9 protein-coding genes are annotated in these 21,611 nt (G+C 42.3%); 2 read left to right on the top strand and 7 right to left on the bottom strand.

The window, feature by feature from the left end; all coding sequences use genetic code 11:
* Positions 1–93 precede the first annotated feature (93 nt).
* Entirely contained in the window at positions 94–4,134 is a 4,041-nt protein-coding gene (locus K6V21_RS05275) for a hybrid sensor histidine kinase/response regulator transcription factor (RefSeq protein WP_224321089.1), read from the top strand.
* A 309-nt stretch (positions 4,135–4,443) separates the two neighbouring features.
* Here the strand turns inward: K6V21_RS05275 and K6V21_RS05270 are convergent, their stop codons facing one another.
* From K6V21_RS05270 to K6V21_RS05240, 7 genes are all read right to left on the bottom strand, one after another.
* Positions 4,444–4,878, bottom strand: a complete 435-nt coding sequence (locus K6V21_RS05270; protein ID WP_007661228.1) for a DUF6078 family protein — start codon at positions 4,876–4,878, stop codon at positions 4,444–4,446.
* Between the two features lie 143 nt (positions 4,879–5,021).
* Positions 5,022–6,503, bottom strand: coding sequence for a glycoside hydrolase family 30 protein (locus tag K6V21_RS05265; protein ID WP_224321088.1), 1,482 nt, complete (start codon positions 6,501–6,503; stop codon positions 5,022–5,024).
* Positions 6,504–6,546: 43 nt separating this feature from the next.
* Entirely contained in the window at positions 6,547–8,484 is a 1,938-nt protein-coding gene (locus tag K6V21_RS05260; protein WP_130069833.1) for a family 43 glycosylhydrolase, read from the bottom strand.
* A 104-nt stretch (positions 8,485–8,588) separates the two neighbouring features.
* Positions 8,589–9,272: a DUF3823 domain-containing protein gene (locus K6V21_RS05255; protein ID WP_130069832.1), complete on the bottom strand. Its 684-nt coding sequence runs from the start codon at positions 9,270–9,272 to the stop codon at positions 8,589–8,591.
* Positions 9,273–9,279: 7 nt separating this feature from the next.
* The gene (locus K6V21_RS05250; protein ID WP_130069831.1) at positions 9,280–11,097 is read right to left on the bottom strand and encodes a RagB/SusD family nutrient uptake outer membrane protein; all 1,818 of its coding nucleotides are present in this window, start codon (positions 11,095–11,097) and stop codon (positions 9,280–9,282) included.
* Positions 11,098–11,110: 13 nt separating this feature from the next.
* Positions 11,111–14,275, bottom strand: coding sequence for a SusC/RagA family TonB-linked outer membrane protein (locus K6V21_RS05245; RefSeq protein WP_410490262.1), 3,165 nt, complete (start codon positions 14,273–14,275; stop codon positions 11,111–11,113).
* Between the two features lie 334 nt (positions 14,276–14,609).
* Complete coding sequence (locus K6V21_RS05240; protein ID WP_224321087.1) at positions 14,610–18,608, bottom strand: hybrid sensor histidine kinase/response regulator transcription factor; 3,999 nt, start codon at positions 18,606–18,608, stop codon at positions 14,610–14,612.
* A gap of 413 nt (positions 18,609–19,021) precedes the next feature.
* On the opposite strand from K6V21_RS05240, the gene mutS reads away from it, so the two are divergent.
* Complete coding sequence (gene mutS / locus K6V21_RS05235) at positions 19,022–21,610, top strand: DNA mismatch repair protein MutS (protein ID WP_129615429.1); 2,589 nt, start codon at positions 19,022–19,024, stop codon at positions 21,608–21,610.
* Position 21,611 lies beyond the last annotated feature (1 nt).

The following is a 21,611-nucleotide window of genomic DNA, read 5'->3' as shown; positions in this document are numbered from 1 at the left end:
CAGTGAGGGGATGTAAATCTTGCAATGAACGATTTGTGTATCTGAAATAAAGAATTTATTTATACTTTTGGATTGCAATAGAAAATTGATGTCATGAAAAGCAGATTATTACTTTACTTACTGTTGTTACCTGCCCTTCTGCGGGCACAACCTTATGCTGTCAGGCAATTGGGAATTGAGAAGGGATTATCCAATAACTATGTGGTCAGTATAGCCCAGGACAAGGAGGGCTTTTTATGGTTTGCGACAGAAGAGGGCTTGAATAAGTTCGATGGAACGCGCTTCATTACTTACTATAAGAATGAAACAAAGAACGGCTATGGCATTACGGGGAATGAACTGAACTGCCTGATGGATGATCCGAAGGATTCCATCTTATGGATTGGCACACAGAGGGCGGGGCTGAATGCTTATAATTATGTAAAGGACACCTTTACATTCTACCGGCATAATGAGGCTGTGCCTGAAAGTATCATTACGGATGACGTAACCAATGTTATTGCCGCTGCTGATGGAAATCTATGGGTGACAACTTATTGGAAAGGAATTGAATATTTCGATAAAGAAACCGGTCACTTTTCTCATTATAATACGGCAAATGTACCGGGGCTTGCCAGTGATAACATCTGGACTGTTGCTGACGGGGGGAATGGTAAGTTATATGTAGGTCATGTCCATAATGGTTTTAGTATTCTTTCCATTAAAGATAGGAGGGCGAAGAACTTCGTGCATGATCCGGGGGATCCGCACAGCTTGCCGGGTAATGAAGTGAGATGCGTATATAAGGATCTGAATAATAATATCTGGGTAGGGACAAACAAAGGTCTGGCATTGTTTAATCCCGAATCAGAGAATTTCATCCAGTTTAATTCAGACGGGAATCTTTCGCACTATATCTACGACATTAAGCAGCTTGACGGGAATAAGTTGTGGATAGCTATGGAATTTGGCGGAATAGCCATAATGGACTTATCGCAGCGTTTGTTCCTGTTACCCGAACAGACTCAATTTCATTATATCAGGGAAGGAGATGACGGATACAGTCTCTCCAATTCAAGTACGAGGTGCATTTTTCAGGATTCATTCAAGAATATCTGGACGGGTGTATGGGGCGGTGGCATAAACTTCTTAAGCTATGAGCCACCTTTGTTCAGCGGTTATTACTATTCTCCCAATCAGAATTCAATGAGTCGCCTGAATAATAAAACAGCAAGCAGCGTTTGTGTGGACAGCCAAGGTAAATTGTGGATTGGAACAGATGGGGGAGGAATCAATGTCTTTGATCAAGGTAAACGGGTATCCGTTTATCAGGAAGAGATTGAAGATATGAGTGGAAACTCTGTGCTGGCCTCACTGCGCGACTCGGAAGATAATCTGTGGTTCGGCTTATTTATGGGTGGAGTGAATTATTACGATGCGAAGAGAAAGATATTCCACCGGAACTTCCTTAAAGAATTAGAGTATGAGGATATCCGTTCGTTCTATGAAGACGATCGGCATATTCTGTGGATTGGTACCAGTCGTGGTATCTACAAGGTTAGTCTGGCTGATAAGAAGATCGTGGGACATTATGAGTTCGAGAATAATCTGGTGCGGTGCGTTATGAAGGACTCTCAGGGACGTCTGTGGATAGGCTCTTTCGGGAGCGGTCTGGGGATAGGAGACGATGAATTGCAGGATATCAAGCTCTTTAATATGGAGAACCTGTTCCCTTCCAATACCATCAATGCAATTTATGAAGACAGCAGGAAGAATGTATGGGTCGGGACAGGAGAAGGTTTGGTGTGTTTCTCTTCGCCATCCGATTGGGAATATAAGGTTTACCGCCGTGAAGAAGGATTGACCAATACACATATACGTGCTATAACGGAAGATGCCAACCATAATATCTGGGTGAGCACCAATAAAGGAATCAGTTGTCTGTTGCGGGATAAGGATGTTTTCTATAACTATGACCATTGGGATAATGTGCCGATGGGAAATTTTATGAGTGGCAGTGTAGCTAAGGATCAGAATGGAGAGATTTATTTCGGTTCCATCAATGGACTTTGCCGCTTTAATCCGGATTTTGTTCTGGCAAAGCGTGAGTCTCCTGCGGCTGTTATTACGGAAATGAAGATATTTGCTCCTTTGGGTAATGCGGGAGACAATGAAGAGGTGGTCAGTATTGACGGTCAGTCGAAAGTAAGGCTGAAGTATATGCAGAATAGCTTTAATATAACCTTTAATATACGCAACTATGCATTGGTCAACCAGGTGGAGTATGCCTATATGCTGAAAGGACTGGAAGATGCATGGTATACGGTGACGGATCCCAATAACGTTACCTTCCGCAATGTGCCTCCCGGTGATTATCACTTTATGGTAAAAACCCGTATCAAGAACCAGGAATGGTCGGATGAGGTTACAACTTTGGATGTCCATATTGTTCCGCCTTTGTGGCTTACCTGGTGGGCGAAATGCAGCTATATATTGTTGAGTGGAGCCATCCTGTTCCTCATTCTTTATGCTTACAAGAAGAAGCTCGATATGGAAGTTCTGTACGATCTGGAAAAGAAGAATCATGAGCAGGAGCAGGAACTGAACCAGGAGCGTCTGCGTTTTTATACCAACATCACGCACGAACTCCGCACACCGCTGACGCTGATACTGGGACCATTGGAAGATATGCAGAAAGGTAACTCACTGTCTAGCAAAGATTCCCAAAAGATATCGGTGATTCATCAGAGTGCCATCCGGTTGCTGAACCTGATAAATCAGATACTGGAATTCAGAAAGACGGAAACGCAGAATAAGAAACTCTGTGTGGCTCATGACAATATCGCTAATCTGGTGCATGAAGTCGGCCTCAAATATAAGGAATTGAACCGCAAACCGGATATAGAGTTCCACATCGAACTGGAACAGGAGGATATGTCCCTGTACTTTGATAAGGAAGTGGTGACCATTATCCTGGACAATCTGATCTCCAATGCGATTAAATATACTGAAAAGGGTATCATTACACTGGGCCTGTATCACGTGGTGCGGAACAACATTGACTATACCGAGATTAAAATCAGCGATACCGGTTACGGCATCAGCCCCGACTCATTGCCCCATATTTTTAACCGTTATTATCAGGAGGGCGGTGATCACCAGGCTTCCGGTACGGGCATCGGTCTGGCATTGGTGAAGAATCTGGTTACCCTTCACGAAGGGGAAATAAGGGCGGAAAGCACTTTGGGCGTAGGCAGCACGTTCTACTTCAGCCTGCTGACGGGCAATACCTATCCCGGTGTGTTGCATACCGACTCACCGGAGAAACCGGCCGATGAAAAGGAGGAAAAGGAAGAGATTCCGGAATTAGTGTCCGGTGGAAAGCGTATTCTGCTGATTGTGGAGGACAATGAGGACATTTGCAACTATATCGTCGAGTCCTTCTCCGATGATTTTGAAGTGAAGACCGCCGCCAACGGCGAACTGGGAATAGAGCAAGCGTTGAGTTGTATCCCCGACATCATCGTGAGCGATATCATGATGCCCGTGATGAACGGAATCACGATGTGTAAGCAGCTGAAAGAAGACGTGCGCACCAGCCATATTCCCATCATCCTGCTGACTGCCAAAGACTCTCTGCAAGATAAGGAAGAGGGATACCAGGTGGGAGCGGACTCTTATCTGACCAAGCCTTTCAGCGCTACCCTTCTGCATAGCCGCATCAATAATTTGCTTGAATCGCGCAAGCTGCTGGCGGAACGCTTTGCCGGTTCGACGTCTCATCACAGTCTGGATGAGAAGCGTGCCCAGCTGGCAGAGTCCATGAATAAGCTGGATAATGAATTTCTTGAGAAGATAAACAAGCTGATAGAAGACCGGCTGTCGTCCGAGAAGATTGATATCGGCTACTTGTCTGACAATATGTATATGAGTAAATCTACGCTTTACCGTAAGATGAAAGCGCTGACGGGACTTTCCACTAATGAGTATGTCCGTAAGATAAAGATGCGGTATGCCGAACGGTTGTTGCTGGAGGGCAGGTATAATATATCCGAGGTTGCGTTCAAAGTAGGTATAAATAGTGTGGTTTACTTCCGGCAATGTTTTAAAGAGGAGTTCGGAGTGTTGCCTTCGGATTATCTGAAACAGCCGTAAAGGGGTGCAGGTGGTAATGATATAATGTTATCAAACAAGTTTGTTACAAACAACTTTGTTTGTAACAAACTTGTTTATCATCAAATTAATCGTTTAAGTAGATGGGCATAATTATAGAAACGAAGTATTTATTCCTCCTGCCTGATCATTTTGCTGCCTTGCAGCTTTAATCTGCCGGGAATGCGGCGTTGTCGAAACCGTAGAGTTGTGCCTGATTCTTGCCACCGCTTTGGCACAGTCGTGCCATAGGCATGGCAAAAGCATGGATCTATAGATGGGAGGTAGCTAACCTGCAGATGGGGGAGATTGTTACCATTCGTAGTCTTCTACGTAAGCGTCAAACTCCTGTTTTCCAGTTGCACCGCACTGTTTTAAGATTTTCTGTACGTCCCTTTGTTCGGCCGGGCTGAGGAGGCGTTCGCCTTTGCGGATGCGGTAATAGGTTCTTCGGCTGAAGTATTCCATCAGATGGATTATGGCGAGTTGTCTTTGCTTGTGGGGCAGGTTATCAAGGATATTCATGCAGCCTTTGGCATATTGCACTTTTTGACTGGAGCGATAATGGGGACATGCACCCTTCAGTTTAGCTTGGTATTTGGGGCTGATGACTACCCAGTACTCCGCGCTGTCCGGTACTTCTTGCTCTACCAGTTGCCGCAGGCAGGTAGATGCTTTGGGACACTGACGGTTGAGGCATAAGGGGTAATTGTAGGGTACGTTCGTAAAATGATGTTCTTCTTCCATGGTTGTTTTGTTGTTTCCAAGGCAGTTATCTTTATTCAAAATAGAAGTTCAGTGTTTCTTTTGTGATGACTACGATTGAATTTCATGGCAAAAGTAATCATTATTCGGATACGATTACCCAGATAATGATTACTTTTATCAATTTATTTCTCTTCGAACGTATTGAACGAATGTGGCTGGAGCTCTACATTCAGATAGCGATTGCCTAATTTCAGGATTATTTTCTTGGCTTCGTTGTTGAAGTTGCCGGCTATCACTACCTTTTTCTTTTCCGGAGTTTCCACTACCAAGACCGGTATTCTTCCTTCTGTTGAAGGCTTGTAAGCTATAACGCGTGAACCGGGTGTTACGAACTGGCTATAATGTCTTACAGCATAATACTCCGGTGTAAGAGTTGCCGTACGGGATTTTGAATCAACATGTATCAAAGCATTCTGTTTCCAACCCCAGGGACTTTCACCGTTATCGCAGAGGGTATTGTTCCAGAAGGTGTACTCTTCGCAGCCATTACCCAGGTAGTGATTAATCAGATGGAAGGTGTGTTCGCCCGCTCTCCAGTCGAAGGTACCCCCACCGCATTCGCTTTCTGTCTGCATATACTTGTATTGGGGGTATTTGGCACGTATCTTAGGTAATATCTGTCCTCCTTCCCACTGGAAACCGACTCCTTGAATGCTTTGCGGCATGCGTGGATCGGAAAGTATTTTATCAACATAGTCATAGCGGTTGGTATTGAAAGTACCAAGGTAGAGAGCTACTTCCGGATGATGTTTCTTTAATGTGGGCGCCAGATACTCTACGTTGAAACGTACAGTACCTTCAGCAGTCCAGGCACAACCGGGATACGGGGTATAACTGTATGCTTCGTTCTGATACATGATCATATCGATGGGAATTCCTTGTTCTTTATAAGCATCGATGAATTTACAGAAGAAATTGGCATAGGTTTGCAGGTAGCGCGGGTCCTGAATCATGTAGTCATTCACTGCTAATTGCCGGGGGAAGACGTCTCCGCGTTTTTCCGTGTTGTCCTCATAGAGTACTACATCAGACAGAGGCGACATCTTATTAGTCCTGTCACTGCGTACCGGATAGTCGTTATTAACCTTCATCCAGCTGGGAGGTGACCAGGGAGACATCCAGAAAGTCATATCCGGATTATATTTTTGCGCTGCACGGACAAAGGGGATAATAGCCAGTTTATCACGGTTGATGTTGAAGTACTTCAGTTGGAAGTCGCCCGATACTTCGTCGCAACTATACCAGTCGCGGGCATAGTCATTGGCATTCATCGAAATACGGCCTCTGTTGAAACGGAGTTCTCCTTGGGGGGAAAACATTTTCTTCAAGAGGTCGTCCTGTTCATCACGGGTGAGCATGTTCAAGGCATCCCAGCACAGTTCGTTGAAGGTGGTTCCCCATGCTTTGAATGTAGTGCCTTCTTCGGTTCCGCTGATATCTAAAAGCGGGGTTTGGCCAGCACTCGATTGTAATTTTACTTTTGCTTGTTTCCAAGTGTCGCCTTCGGTGCTGCTGACCCAAGTATAGGATTGCGCAAATGAATTTGGTAGAGATATAGTCATTAGGCATCCAGTCAGAATAATACTTTTTAAATTTCTTCTCATAACTATCGTTTTTATATGATTAATATTTAGTTGGTTTTCGTGATTATCGTTTCTTTTTTATAGCAGGAACCCCTTCGGAAGTCATAATGATACGTTTCAGTGTTTTGTCTTTGTTGTAATATAAATGGTCTATACAGACAGAACGGCTTGCTCCACCACCACCGGGCAATGCACCATTATGATATATAAAATACCAGTTACCTTTGTATTCAATAATAGCTTGATGGTTGGTGGTGCTATTGCCGGCTACTTCATTCAAAAGACCTTTGTATTCCCATGGTCCTTCTATATTATCAGCCATGGCATAAGCTATTTTTTCGGGAAAATCAGTGGCATACGTCAAGTAGTACTTGCCTTTGTATTTATGTACCCATGGGGCTTCGGTAAAGCTGAAGCCATTAAATTTAATCTGTTTGATTTCACCATCAATTTCTATCATATTGTCTTTCAACTTTGCATAGTAACATTCCCGGTTTCCCCAGAAAATCCATGCTTGTCCGTCATCTTCAATATATATGGCAGGGTCTATGCAGGCCCAGCCATGTGTCGAAGCAAAACAATCTTCTCTTGTCAATAAAGGTTTGCCTAAGGCATCTTTGTAGGGACCTTGGGGGCGATGGCTTACAGCTACGCCGATACCTGAACCGTTTGTACTGATGTACCAATAATAAAGACCGTTTTTCTCGACTACATGCGAGGCGTAAGCGTTCTTGCTACGATCCCAGGATAGGTCGCTTATTCGTAGAGGAATAGGATATTCGGTCCAATTCTTCATATCGGTAGTTGAGAACACACACCAGTTTTTCAGATTGTATCTTGGTGAATCAGCTCCTCCATCCTGTCCGGTAAAAAGCCAAAGTGTATCCTTCACTACCAATGCAGCCGGATCGGCTGTAAATTTATGGGTGATGATGGGGTTGCCATCGGACTTGAAACTATAAATGCTATCCATTTGGGTAGATAAAGGAGTACTGCCCCATTTTTTATTTAGGCGGATGGCTTCTTTGCGGGTTATACCGATAACAGAACCGTGACGCGGATGGAAGTCCTTGCTAAATGATTCGGGTGTTTTGGTAAAGTTATAGAGGTCCGTACTGCGTTGGAATTCATAGCGGCCACTACTGTACAAGTCATACATAAGGATATACTCTTCCGAATTATTTAGTTTGAATATACTGGAACCTTCTACATGGGTACGGGTACCGGCATAAGCGTCGAGGTATGTAAAGTCTTCTGTCCATGGACCATGTAATGATTTGCTTGTAGCTTGCTGAATGCCATTGATGACCTCCTCTCCTTGCTCATTCTTGGTATTACCTTTATAGAAAAGGTGATACATTCCGTCTTTAAAGATAATATCACCGTCAATTGCTCCGTATTTGGTACTGAACATAAGGGTAGGTTCGCTTTCAAAGGCTGTGAAATCTTTATTGGCATAGGCATAATAAAAATCAAGCTTTTCGTTATAATGGAACCTGACGGTGAAATAAACCATGTATTTTCCTACGGTAGGGTCATAAATAGTCTGGGGTGCCCATACCCATTTGGTATTTGCAAATCGTTCAGGATAGGTCTTTTCAAGATCGATTATTCCATGAGTCCAGTTAATTAGATCTCCTGATTTCAACAATACTATTCCGGGATTGGAATCCCAGCCATTCTTTCTTGTAAACATGTCTGTAGCAACCATATAAAATGTTTCTCCATCTTCACCACGGAGTATATGAGGATCGCGTACTCCACCGGTTTGCGATATATCTGCTGAAGAAATTATGGGCTCATTGTTATTCAGAGCTTTCCAGTTTATACCATCGGCACTTACGGCAAAACGTATTTGCTCTTGTTTGGCAAGTTCTCCTGAACCTTCGAAATAGGCGAATAGATAGCCTTCGCAGGTAGATTTTTTGGATGAGTTTTGTGCACTGATTGCTATATTTGCACAAAGGGAAATTATAGCAATTGAAATTAGACGATGTATCATTATAGTTTATTGAATTGATAGTTAGCTTATGGATAAATAGCGGGGGGAGTTTTAAACGCTCCCCACCGCAATATAATGAAATCTAATGTATATGCAAACAAATATTACTTTAATTGTAATTTCTGCACTTGCGTATAATAGAATTCATTTGATTTATCTGAACGCACGCCAAGCCTTGTAAAAATATAATTTTCTGAAACTAATGCAACAGGAATATTCACTGTAGCAGTTGTTTCATGGCCGGACTCGATAGTTGAAATATCTAAGCTTTCTGTTCCATCATTTAAATTATTGTCCAGTATCATATTTTTGCTGAAGAAGAGTTTCACTTCTTCCAACTTCGAACCTTGAACTACATTCTTGACTGTAAATTGTACTTGGACTGTATTGCCGGATTCCTTATGGATATTCTCATTGCTAATTGCAATAAATGGATTTATTTCAACATCTTTGGTTGTGTTGCCTTTTACATCAACAACTATTGTATCAGATGACTGTGCTTCCCAAGGAGCTCCGGCAACTCTGACGATTTTATATCGTCCATTAAACAGGGCTGCCGAATAAGTACCGTCATGTGCTATATTTACATCTATTTTAGTTCTGTTGGCATAGCCATCCTGCCACAATTCCAAACGGGTGGCCGTGGCTCGTACTCCTACCGGAGTCCCTTCGTAAACAACTCTGCCTGAAAGTATTGCGTTTGGCATATCATAATTATCATATTCGCAACTGGCAAGTAATAAAATTGCAATGGTTGCAAGACATATTGATTTTATTTTCATTTTCATATCTTTTTTAATGGAATGGGTTTTTAACAAGTTTAGGATTATTGTTCAATACATTATCGGCTATGGATGAATAATAATTAGCCATCCTGAAGTATCTGGGATACAAGAATCGAGTGGGGCGTATCCTTTCAAAAATATATTTTCCATCATCTGCATGCCCCGGGCGTATTACTCTGTACGGGTACAGGCCGTGGATTACTGCATTTGAATCATTAGGATCGGCATCCCATACCTCGTGTGCTATTCTCCATCGTTTCAGGTCGAAGAAGCGATGATCTTCGAATGCCAGTTCTATACGGCGTTCATTGCGTATAATGTCATTGGTAAGTACCGATATACTGTTGGCTGGGAAACCTCCATGTTTTTCCCTTAGGGTATTAATATAGTCTTTGGCACTTGGGTCGCCTAATTCAAAGGCAGCTTCTGCTGCATTCAGGTAGATTTCGCCTAGACGAAACCAGGGCCACCAATTTTCTGCCAATGTTGGTTGTACGGCGGCTACTGGGTCTTCGCATACGAATTTCCGAAGATAAAAGCCTGAATTACTGACATATGTTTCACCATTTCGAGGGCCGTCATGTCCGGTTAACTTTCCACCATCGCTATAAGTACTTCCCAATTCTCCTGTCCGAAATTCGTAACTAGTGCCGTTCCATATGGCAACTCCTGCCAGGATGTCTACCTGCTGCGAACGGAATGTACTTCCCGGATAAATGACCGTTCCATATAAGCGGGCGTCCTTGTTGGCAAAAATGTCTTGTAGATTTGCATATGCAATGTAGTTACCATTTGCATCTTTATCTTTTAAAGTGCCTTTGCTTCCATCCAAATAGTCAAAACATTCCACAAAACTTAGCGAGGGGGATATAGAAGAACCTGAAGCACTTGAGCTGAAACTTCTGGTGATATTGTCATAAGTAAAGGCATGTTGTTTTTCAGCTGCGCTCATAAAATCTTTGGCAAATATCACTTCTTTCAGAGTTTTGTCTACAAAGAGATTATAAAAATTGGTACTCAATTCAAAATTGCCACTTTCTATGATTTCTCTTGATGCAGCAAGCGATTTTTGATAATAATCGTTTGCCTTATCTGCTGGAATACCCACTTCTCCTCCGATGGTAGAAATAGGTGAGCTCATTAGATTGTTGTATTTGGCAATCGAGGCAGCATAAAGCATCGATCTACTTTGTAAAGCCAATACTGCAAACTTATTACCGCGGGTTCTGCTGTTTCCTGTTTCTGAAAACTCATTTTTTATTTCCTGAAGTTCGTTATAGATAAAATCATAAGCTTCCGATTCTTTGGAGCGAGGAGTTTGCAGGGGAGTGGGGTCTCCACTACCGTCATAGATTAACAACTGGGTGACTAAGGGCACTCCTCCCATGCGTTTAATCATATCAAAGTAATGAAAAGCCCGGATAAATCTGAATTCAGCGCTAAATTGTTTTTTTAGTGTTTCCGAAAGATTGGATTCTGATTCTAGCTTTTCTAATGCTAAATTAATATCTCTTACTAATCCATATTCCCAGCTCCTGGCGTAATCAAACGGATATTCTATACGGTTGTTCTTACCGGGATCTTGATCTGCATGCCCCGACCACATAGCATCATCTGCCTCACAACTTGCTCCACTATTGAATACCGGGCCAGGCAATCTGTTGTAAAAGTTGGATAATAAACTTTTTATCATAGTAGGATTATCCCATACTTGATCATCGGTAACACTATTCTTAGGGGTTCTTTCCAGCCATGCATCATTATCACAACCGGCCAATGAAGTCAGAACTGCCAGTACAAGCGATAAAATATATACTTTATTTTTCATATTGTTTTTTACGTTAAAAGGTTACATTAAATCCTAACATGATTGTTCTTTGTTGTGGATATACAGCTCCTCCGCTTGCTTGAATTTCGGGATCTATACCGTACTTGCTTACATTGTCGATTGAAAATAAGTTGGAAGCACTTACGAAGAAACGGGCTTTGGTGATACTGACTTTTTCCAGTATCTTTTTAGGTAAACTGTATCCCAGTTCTGCATTCTTTAGCCGAAGAAAACGAACATCGTGTATCCAGAAATCGGATGTCTTTCCATTGTTTGAACTTGTATTATACCTTATTGCAGGATAGTAACCTGATATCCATTCACTATTGGGATTATACGGATCGGCTCGGTGCCATCTGTCTTCCAGAAGATAGGCAGGTGAGTTTCCATTGGCATGGAAAGCGTTTCTTAATTCATAATTTTGATTCCACGATTGCATGGCAGCACCTGCAAAGTCCAAGTTTAAATCAAAATTCTTCCATTGCAAACCTATATTGCCTCCGAAAGAAAGCATAGGAGCCCAACTGTCTGGATATCCGATAGGTCTTTCATCTAAATAGTCGATCATACCATCACCGTTGACATCTTTGTAGATCAAGTCACCGGGGAGTTGTGTCCGGTTGTTTTGCCCGTCGTTATTAATCGGATAGTTTCGAATCTCTTCTTCCGATTGGAATCTTCCCACTACTTGGTACCCCCATAAGATACCGCCCCAGCGATCTAAGGGGGCATTACGGTATTCATCCCAGGAACTACCATAGCGAGGCTTATATCTTTCCATGTCTCTGAATCTCGAGTAGGTGATATTGGCACTTATAGTATAATTTAGTTCCCCGATTTTATCGATATAGGTAATCATACCTTCTAACCCTCTGTACTCATTTTTATTCAGATTGTCATTTGGTAGGCTATATCCTACTTCACTTGGTAAGAGTACATCATAACGTCCGGCCGGGATGCCTGAGATAACTTTTTTAAAGGCATCTGCTGTGACTGATAGTTTATTATCAAAAAGTTTAGCGTCAAAGCCAATATTCCAAGTAGTATGTTTTTCCCACGATAGGTTGGTTACAGGAAGACCTTTGGGTTGCATACCTGTTACGTACTCACCATCCAGAACCGTGCCTCCAACCAGTGCGTTGTTGGTGAAGCGCCCATAGTCATATCCAACCAAATAGCCGAAAGCACTTACTCCAGCTTCCTGACCGGTTTGTCCAACAGAAAATCTTAACTTCAAATCATTCACTACAGGTTTTAGTTTTTTGAAGAATTTTTCATCAGAGATACGCCATCCGGCAGAAACTCCCGGGAAGAATCCCCAACGTTTGCCGGGAGCGTATAAATAGGAAGCGTCATATCTGCAAAGTAATTCTAACAGATACTTGTCTTTATAACTGTAGTTGACTCTTCCGATATGGCCAACTCTTGCCTGATAGGTCCATTCATCACCGTAACCTGTAAGTTTATCGGTACCTGTAATCAAAGGGATAAAGTTGTTATCGGGTGCTCCTTGCAGCCAGGTTAGGTCTCTTTCCCAATCGCTCCTTTCATATCCCCAAACGGCAGATATATAGTGATCTTCCCAGAGCGTTTTTGTGTAGTTCACTTGGAAATTGTGATAATGGGATGTTGATTTAGCCTTATTCTGGAATCTCCATGGTGCGCTTAAACCACCACTTCTATTATACGTGTCATTATTTGAATCATACGTGTACAGATCATAGGAATAACGAAACCCGTCGAACATAACGTCTGTATAATTTTGCGAATAAGTATACTTTGCAGTTAATCCGAAATCAAATTTATATTCGGCGAAAAGATTAACATTAGCTTCTTTAGTGTGAAAGTCCTTATATCCCATTTTGTCTCTGGAAAACAGAGCAGGGTTCAGGTCTGATCTGTTGGGAGTGTTATTAATATAATCAGGATTTCCATTTGCGTAAGGGCCTGCTGTCGGTCTGTTAGCCATTACAGCTAACACAGCACCGAAGTAACTGTCGCTATCCCCTAATCCTACATCTCTTGTTTTTTCCATTTTTAAAGATGTTTGTGTTCCTATAGTTAATCCTTTATAAACATTGCTTGACAGATTAACTTGAAAATTGGTTCTGTTGTAATCGAAATCCTCCATTTGTGCTTCTTGCCCTGTACGGGAGAGAGACATGTAATAGTTTGAACGTGCAGAGCCTCCCGTTATATTTGCATTAAGATGATATTGAGGTACATTTTTTCTCATGATTAGGTCATAGTAGTCGTAACTCTGATAACCGGGCTCTGTCCCTGCCTGCCACTTGGCTAGTTCTTCTTTTGAATAAAGCAGGCTGGGATCAGCTCCTGCATTTTGCTCGGCTTCCACCCTGCCGCGTACATATTGAGCTGCATTTGCCATTTCGGGGAAACGGGTCAGATTTTGCCAGCCATAATATCCATTAATGTTGATCGAAACTTTTTCATCTTTGCGTCCCTTTTTGGTAGTTACCAATACAACTCCGTTTGCAGCACGCAAACCGTAGATAGCTGCCGAAGCGTCTTTAAGGATAGAGATGTTCTCGATGTCTTCCAAATTCAGTGCATTAAAGGCGTCTTCACCGGATATGCGCGTTAAGCCCAGCCAATCTCTTTCTGCTTCTCCTCCATAAGGAACGCCATCAATTACGTACAAGGGTTTTCCCATATTGCGTATTTCTAATTGGATACCTCTTCCGGGGCGTGAATCTTTGGCACGGGTAGATAATCCGGACATTTTACCGGAGAGAGCCCCAGCCGTAGTGGTAGATGCAGAGCGGGTCAGCGTTTCAGAATCCACATTACTGATAGCTGTAGTAACTTTCCTTTTTGACTGAGAACCGTAACCAACAACAACTACTTCATCCAGTGTTTGACTGTCTTCTGTCATGGTAACGTTTAAGGTCTTTTGGTTGGTAATTCCAATTTCTTGCTGGAGATACCCTATATAGGATATGATCAACGTTTCCCCGGAAGTCACCTCAACTGAAAAATTACCGTTAAAATCGGTAATGGTTCCGCGAGGAGTATTCTTCACTTGGATAGATACACCTATCAATGGTTCTCCATTTCCATCCAGCACTTTGCCATTAAGTGTGGATTGTTGAGCATACACATTTACCATTCCTATAAATAGGAAGGTAAACCACATTAGAAATTTGTGTTTTTCCATTTACTTGAATAAATTTAGTTTAATAATATAAAGATGTTTGTTATCTTGAGAAACCATCTTATTACCTATATGTATTCTTATAAGATTTTAAGATCGGTGCAAATAAATATAGAAAAGATCTGGGGAGAGTATTCAAATAAGGCAGAAAGGAGTACAGTGAGGGGAATGCGCTATATTTATACCTTAATTGCGTCAAAAATACACTTAATGACGGGGAAGATATTTATTCATTACTGTATTTTCAGACGTATTTGGCAAGGCTGTGTCGTGTCGCTGACAAGACGATGTCAAGTCAGCGACAAGTGGAGGTCGAGTCAGCAACAAGAGGAATGAACTATTTCTCTTCTTCCTTTTTCTGATACTCGGTAGGTGTTACGTCAAACTCTTTTTTGAAACACTTTGTGAAATACTTAGGGTTGCTGAAGCCCACTGCATAAGCAACTTCTGAAACATTAATGAAAGGTCTTTTCAGGAGTGTGCAGGCATGTTTAAGTCGGATATTGCGGATAAATTCTACTGGAGAGAGTCCAGTCATCGCTTTCATCTTTCTGTTTAGGGTGGACTTGGATACGCTAAGTTCCGAAGCAAAGGTGTCTATGTCAAATTCTGTTTCAATCAGATGGTGTTCGATGCATTCTATAGCTCTTTCCAGGAATTGCTCGTCAGTACTCTGATATTCCAGTGCTACAACGTTGATTTCTGTATCGACTCTGAACTTCTCTTGCCGTTTCTGGTTGGCTCTCATCAGATTATCAATGCGTGCATTGAGCATTTTCATATCGAATGGCTTCGTCAGGTATCCGTTTGCTCCCGCATTGAAACATTTCACTTGGTCTTCTACTGAATTTTTTGCCGTGAGCATCAGTACCGGTATGTGGCTGGTGTTGATGTCCTGTTTCATAGTTTCACAAAGTTCGATTCCATCCATCTCGGGCATCATATAGTCACTGACCATCAGATCTACGTCTTCGGCCCTTACAATCTCCAGTGCTTTTCTCCCATTTGTAGCGGTGAGTACATTATAGTGTATTGCCAGTTTTCTTTTCATCAGTAGCAGGAACTCTTCATTGTCATCTACCAGTAATATCGTACCTTCTTTCCCTTCTGTTTCCTCTATTGCTTCATTTGGTACTGTTGACGGCATTTTACTGGTTTCGATAATGTCCTTTATTTCCGGATAATAATTCCGGTCGATAGGGATTAGAACTGTAAATCTGGAACCTTCTCCGATGTTGCTTTCTACCTGGATGCCTCCCTTGTGCAAGGTGACTAGTTTCTTGGTTAATGAAAGCCCTACACCGTTTGATTGAGGCGCATAAGCTGTTTTGTTCACATAGAATGGAGTGAATATCTTGGATATTTCTTTCTGGTCTATGCCTATTCCTTCATCCTGCACCTCTATCCGGAGGAATCGGAAATTATCCTTTTGCAGAGTCGATACATTCAGTTCTACTTTTTTATCGGCAGGTGTATATTTGGCTGCATTCGAGAGTATGTTGTACAGAACCTTATCTATTTTGTCAAAGTCCATATATCCCCAAATGTCTTTTTCTTCCAGATGAAGACTGAAATGAAGGTTTTTCTTTTCAATGATCGGTCGTATGCCTGTATGGTAGATTTCACGGATGAAGCTGCTGATATTGCCATAGGTAGGGGTAAGTACAAACGAGTCGTTTTCTACTTTCCGGAAATCTAGCACTTGCTGGATTAAGCGTTTTAAGCGGAGCACATTACTTTTCAATATATGTACATCTTCCTGTGGAGAAACCTTTGTTTCTTTTAGGTTGTCCGCTACGCAGCTGATGGTAGTAAGTGGGGTGAGTAATTCATGGCTTATATGGGTGAAATATTCCAGTTTAGTCTTGGTCAGTTCTTTCTGGAATCTGACCTGGTCGGACTGCCTTACCCTGTGCAAGTAATAGAACATGATGGAATAAAGAATCAGGATGGTGAGAGTTATATAGGTACCATATGCCCACCATGTTTCATACCAAGCCGGCTTTTTATAGATACGCAGTTCTGTGACGTCGTCTTTCCAGTAGCCGTATTCGTCTGTAGAACGCACTTTGAAAGTATGGTATCCTTTAGGGATTTTATTGTAGAAAGCTGATCGGTTGCCGGTTTCGGTGTATACCCATTCCTTGTCCACGCCATCCATCTTGTAGGCGTATCTTATTCTCGATGTTGCTGTAAATTGAAGAGCGGAGAAGAAGATTTCAAGATTGTTATCTTCGGACTCCAACCAGACGCTTCGGGTTGATAAATCTTTCGACTGGCGCTGGGGATTGAAGAAGAAAGAATTATTGGATACTTTGATATCTGTTATGATGACCGGATTGGAATTGATCTTCTTAGACGGGAATTTTGAGGAAGCCATCGATACAAAGCCACCATGCCCACCGGCATAAAGCTTGCCATTGAACAAGTCTATGACGTCCTTCTTGAACGAGTTTATCTGAACGGATTCGTCTGAATTTGAATAATGAATGTATCTATCTGACTGGATATCATAGGCAGTCAATTGTCGGTTTGTTAGTATCCAAAGGGTATTCCTGTCATGTTTCATCCCTAAAATAGACTGTCCGGTCATTCCGCATGAGCTACTGAAGTCCTTCATTGTCTCTGAGTTGAAATCCATTTTCAGGATGGAACCTTGAGTAGTGGCGATCCATAGATGGTTTTCCTGGATCACTATCTTATCAATATTGTTACTGGGTAAGGATGAATTCTGGGTTGAGTATTGTTTAATCGGTTTCAGCTTATCCCGTAAAGAAACCTTATGTAAACCGGAATCTTCGGTTGCCAACCAGATGTTACCGTGTCCGTCTTCTGCAATAGATGTAATGTTGGGCAGAGAGAATTCGGGGATGATAAAGTCTTTGCCATCCGGTTTTAGATAGAGCTGTCCGGTAGTAGCTACCCATAAATTTCCCTTACTGTCTTCATACATGGATGTAATGTTGCCTGTAGTCCCCTTTGGTGTATATAAGTCCTTTGCCAGTAGGTACTCAATTTCTCTTTTACTGTTTAGTTTTGCTTTGTAGAGAGTAGGCTGGTCTCTGCATCCCAACCAGAATTCTCCCGGCTGTTTCGAACGGAGGATATATCCTACATTATGCACTCCGGAATTTGTATTCGAGTAGTCATAGAATTTATCCTGTTCTATGTCATACCAGCAGAGTCCCCAACGTTCCTGATTGAACCAGAGCCCATTGTTGGGGTCAATACCCAGAGTGGTTATATTCGTGTCGAAACCTACATGTCTTTTCAGTTTGGGCAGGAAGTTATTAGCTATGGCAGGATTTCCCATTAGCAAGTGATACCCGCTGTCATAAGCCCCGGCCCAAAGGTTGCCTTCCCTGTCTTTAATGATCTGGCTGAACATTTTGTTATAATCGAACATATACGAGCTGAGGTCCACTTTTTCCAGATGTCCGTCCACCACTTTGAAAGCATAGAGTTCGTGGTAGCCGAATACCCATATATAGCCGTAAACATCATCTTGTACTACACTGAAGAAGGCGGTTTCAGGCAGGTGCAGTTTTTCATTGAAGATTTCTTGATGCGTGTACATTTTATCCTCTGTTGCATCCGGATGAAAACGGTAGATACCGTCTCCCCAAGTCAATATCCAATATTGGTCATCTCTGTCCTGAAATATTTTAAACGGATTATTATTCACTCCGAGTGTAGGGAAACTCATAAATGTATCTGTATTCTTGAGATACTTATATAAACCTCCTCCCCATGTGCATACCCATATATTGCCGAAATGATCTTCATATATTGAGTTTATACCATTATTGGGAACCGCCGGGATCAAATTTCCGTAACGTTTCTTCAACGAATAGTCGGAATTGTAGTGAGAAACCTGATTACGGGTACATATCCATAGTTCTTTCCGGCTATCTACCAACATGAAGTTTATCCATGTATTCTGGATTTCTGTATCTGGGAATGGCCGTATCTGATAGTTACTTTTATCCACCAAATTAACTCCCTGTCTTGTTCCTACCAGCAGGCAATTATCATCCTCAGCAAAACACCAGATGAAATCATCGGTTAATAAATGAGGCTGGTTAAAATCTGATTTGAAAGTCTGGAGTTGGTATCCGTCATATCGCCCTAAGCCGTTTTTAGTTCCTAACCAGATGAATCCATTCTGATCCTGATGTAAGTCTATTACTTCATTGGAAGGCAGCTGTTCCAGAAAAGGCATTTGTTTGGCTATTATTTGCTGTGCATATGAGAAAATGCTCATTAATAGGAAGATGACAATGAGAAAGGGGGATACATATATCTGAATTTCTGTACGATGCATTCTGTTTTCCATAATGTTACAAGGTATTTTCTTTGGTGGCGATTGCAAAAATAGGGTATTATTGGCAATACTTCAATCAAAATGGCATTTTTGTGAACCTCCCTGTAAGGTATGGGCATAAAAAAAGGAGTACCGCTGTACTCCAACCTTTGTTAACCTTAAATCTAATACTATGAAAAACACAGTGCAAAGATACGGACTTTTGGAATATCTGCAAATAAAACAAATAAAAAAGAGTGTTTTATAACATGTTTTAGTAAAAGTGTTGTTTTTGTTAAGGCTTACTAAGGATTTGAGTCCCCCCAGTACTTGTTTTCTAAAAAAGAATTATCTTTGCATGGCTGCGGAAATAGCTGCACTTTTGCATATTAATAAATTTATAAAGAACAACTACTGTGAGCGAAGAAGATATTGTCCTTACCCCGATGATGAAACAGTTCTTGGACCTGAAAGCCAAGCATCCTGATGCCGTTATGCTGTTTCGTTGCGGCGACTTCTATGAAACTTATTCTACCGATGCTGTTGTTGCAGCCGAAATCCTGGGAATTACCCTGACTAAGCGTGCCAATGGTAAAGGGAAGACTGTTGAAATGGCGGGATTCCCTCATCATGCACTGGATACGTATCTGCCTAAACTGGTACGTGCCGGGAAGCGTGTAGCCATCTGTGACCAGTTGGAAGACCCGAAAATGACCAAGAAACTGGTGAAGCGGGGTATTACGGAACTGGTAACTCCCGGTGTTTCTATTAATGATAATATACTGAATTACCGGGAGAATAACTTCCTGGCTGCCGTACATTTTGGTAAGGGAACGTGCGGTGTGGCATTTCTCGATATATCTACGGGTGAGTTCCTCACAGCAGAAGGGCCTTTCGACTATGTAGACAAGCTATTGAATAACTTCGCGCCTAAAGAAGTACTTTTTGAGCGTGGTAAGCGGGGCATGTTCGAGGGGAATTTCGGAAGTAAGTTCTTTACTTTCGAACTGGACGACTGGGTGTTTACAGAGACTACCGCCCGGGAGAAACTTCTGAAGCATTTTGAAACGAAGAATCTGAAAGGTTTTGGTGTAGAGCATCTCAAGAATGGTATCATCGCTTCGGGAGCTATCCTGCAATATCTCATCATGACGCAGCATACCCAAATCGGGCATATCACTTCTTTGGCACGTATTGAAGAAGATAAATACGTCCGTCTGGATAAATTCACGGTCCGTAGCCTTGAGTTGATAGGCAGCATGAATGATGGAGGCAGCAGTTTGCTGAATGTGATTGATAAGACTATCAGTCCGATGGGTGCCCGTTTACTGAAGCGCTGGTTGGTGTTTCCGTTGAAAGATGTACTGCCTATCAATGAACGTCTGAACGTGGTGGAATACTTCTTTCGTCAGCCGGATTTCAAAGAACTGATCGAAGAGCAGTTGCATCTGATAGGCGATCTGGAACGTATCATCTCTAAAGTGGCTGTAGGACGTGTTTCTCCTCGTGAAGTAGTTGCATTAAAGGTGGCTTTGCAGGCTATCGAGCCTATTAAGGAAGCTTGTATGGAGGCGGATAATGCCAGTCTGAACCGTATCGGTGAGCAACTGAATATCTGTAAGTCCATTCGCGACCGCATTGAAAAAGAGATTAATAATGATCCTCCGTTGCTGATAAACAAAGGTGGTGTTATGAAGTCGGGCGTCAATGCCGAATTGGATGAATTACGCCAGATAGCTTATTCCGGTAAAGATTATCTGCTACAGATACAGCAACGGGAAAGTGAGCTGACTGAAATTCCCAGTCTGAAAATCGGTTACAACAATGTATTCGGTTACTATATTGAAGTGCGCAATACACATAAGGATAAGGTACCACAGGAGTGGATACGTAAACAGACCTTGGCCAATGCCGAACGTTACATTACACAAGAGCTGAAAGAGTACGAAGAGAAAATTCTCGGTGCCGAAGATAAGATATTGATACTGGAAACCCAGCTCTACATGGAACTGGTGCAGGCTTTAAGTGAGTTTATTCCTGCCATTCAGGTGAATGCAAACCAGATCGCGCGTCTGGACTGTTTGCTGTCTTTTGCCAATGTGGCACGTGAGAATAATTATATACGTCCTGTCATCGAAGACAACGATGTACTGGATATCCGCCAGGGACGACATCCGGTTATCGAGAAGCAACTTCCCATAGGAGAGAAGTACATTGCCAATGATGTGGTGCTGGATAGTAGCTCGCAACAGATCATCATCATTACCGGTCCGAATATGGCGGGTAAGTCTGCATTGCTGAGACAGACGGCGTTGATAACGCTGCTGGCACAGATTGGTAGCTTCGTACCTGCCGAGAGTGCACATATCGGTTTGGTGGATAAGATATTTACCCGTGTAGGTGCCAGTGATAATATTTCTGTCGGAGAGTCTACTTTCATGGTGGAAATGAATGAGGCGGCTGATATTTTGAATAACCTTTCTTCGCGCAGTCTGGTGCTCTTTGACGAGTTGGGACGAGGTACATCTACGTACGACGGTATTTCTATTGCCTGGGCGATTGTAGAGCATATCCATGAGCATCCTAAAGCAAAGGCGCGTACGTTGTTTGCTACGCACTATCACGAGTTGAACGAGATGGAGAAAAGCTTCAAGCGTATCAAGAACTACAATGTTTCCGTTAAGGAGGTGGATAATAAGGTCATTTTCCTGCGTAAACTGGAACGTGGCGGTAGTGAACACTCCTTTGGTATCCATGTGGCAAAGATGGCGGGTATGCCGAAAAGTATCGTAAAACGTGCGAATGACATTCTGAAACAGCTTGAGGCAGACAATCGTCAGCAAGGTATTGCAAGTAAGCCGATGGCGGAAGTAGGAGAGACGCGTGGCGGCATGCAGCTTAGCTTTTTCCAGTTGGAAGATCCTGTGCTCTGCCAGATACGTGACGAGATTTTGAATCTGGATGTGAATAATCTGACCCCGCTGGAGGCATTGAATAAGTTGAATGATATTAAGAGGATTGTAAAGGGGAAATAGA

Source organism: Bacteroides cellulosilyticus (assembly GCF_020091405.1).
GTDB lineage: Bacteria > Bacteroidota > Bacteroidia > Bacteroidales > Bacteroidaceae > Bacteroides.
The sequence above is the reverse complement of the archived record's forward strand: the minus strand, read 5'-3'. Positions and strand labels throughout refer to the sequence as shown.

Bases quoted from the DNA above. Each gene is read 5' to 3' on its own strand.
- K6V21_RS05275 (WP_224321089.1), top strand. From the start codon at position 94: ATGAAAAGCAGATTATTACTTTACTTACTGTTGTTACCTGCCCTTCTG.
- K6V21_RS05270 (WP_007661228.1), bottom strand. From the start codon at position 4,878: ATGGAAGAAGAACATCATTTTACGAACGTACCCTACAATTACCCCTTA.
- K6V21_RS05265 (WP_224321088.1), bottom strand. From the start codon at position 6,503: ATGAGAAGAAATTTAAAAAGTATTATTCTGACTGGATGCCTAATGACT.
- K6V21_RS05260 (WP_130069833.1), bottom strand. From the start codon at position 8,484: ATGATACATCGTCTAATTTCAATTGCTATAATTTCCCTTTGTGCAAAT.
- K6V21_RS05255 (WP_130069832.1), bottom strand. From the start codon at position 9,272: ATGAAAATGAAAATAAAATCAATATGTCTTGCAACCATTGCAATTTTA.
- K6V21_RS05250 (WP_130069831.1), bottom strand. From the start codon at position 11,097: ATGAAAAATAAAGTATATATTTTATCGCTTGTACTGGCAGTTCTGACT.
- K6V21_RS05245 (WP_410490262.1), bottom strand. From the start codon at position 14,275: ATGGAAAAACACAAATTTCTAATGTGGTTTACCTTCCTATTTATAGGA.
- K6V21_RS05240 (WP_224321087.1), bottom strand. From the start codon at position 18,608: ATGGAAAACAGAATGCATCGTACAGAAATTCAGATATATGTATCCCCC.
- mutS (WP_129615429.1), top strand. From the start codon at position 19,022: ATGATGAAACAGTTCTTGGACCTGAAAGCCAAGCATCCTGATGCCGTT.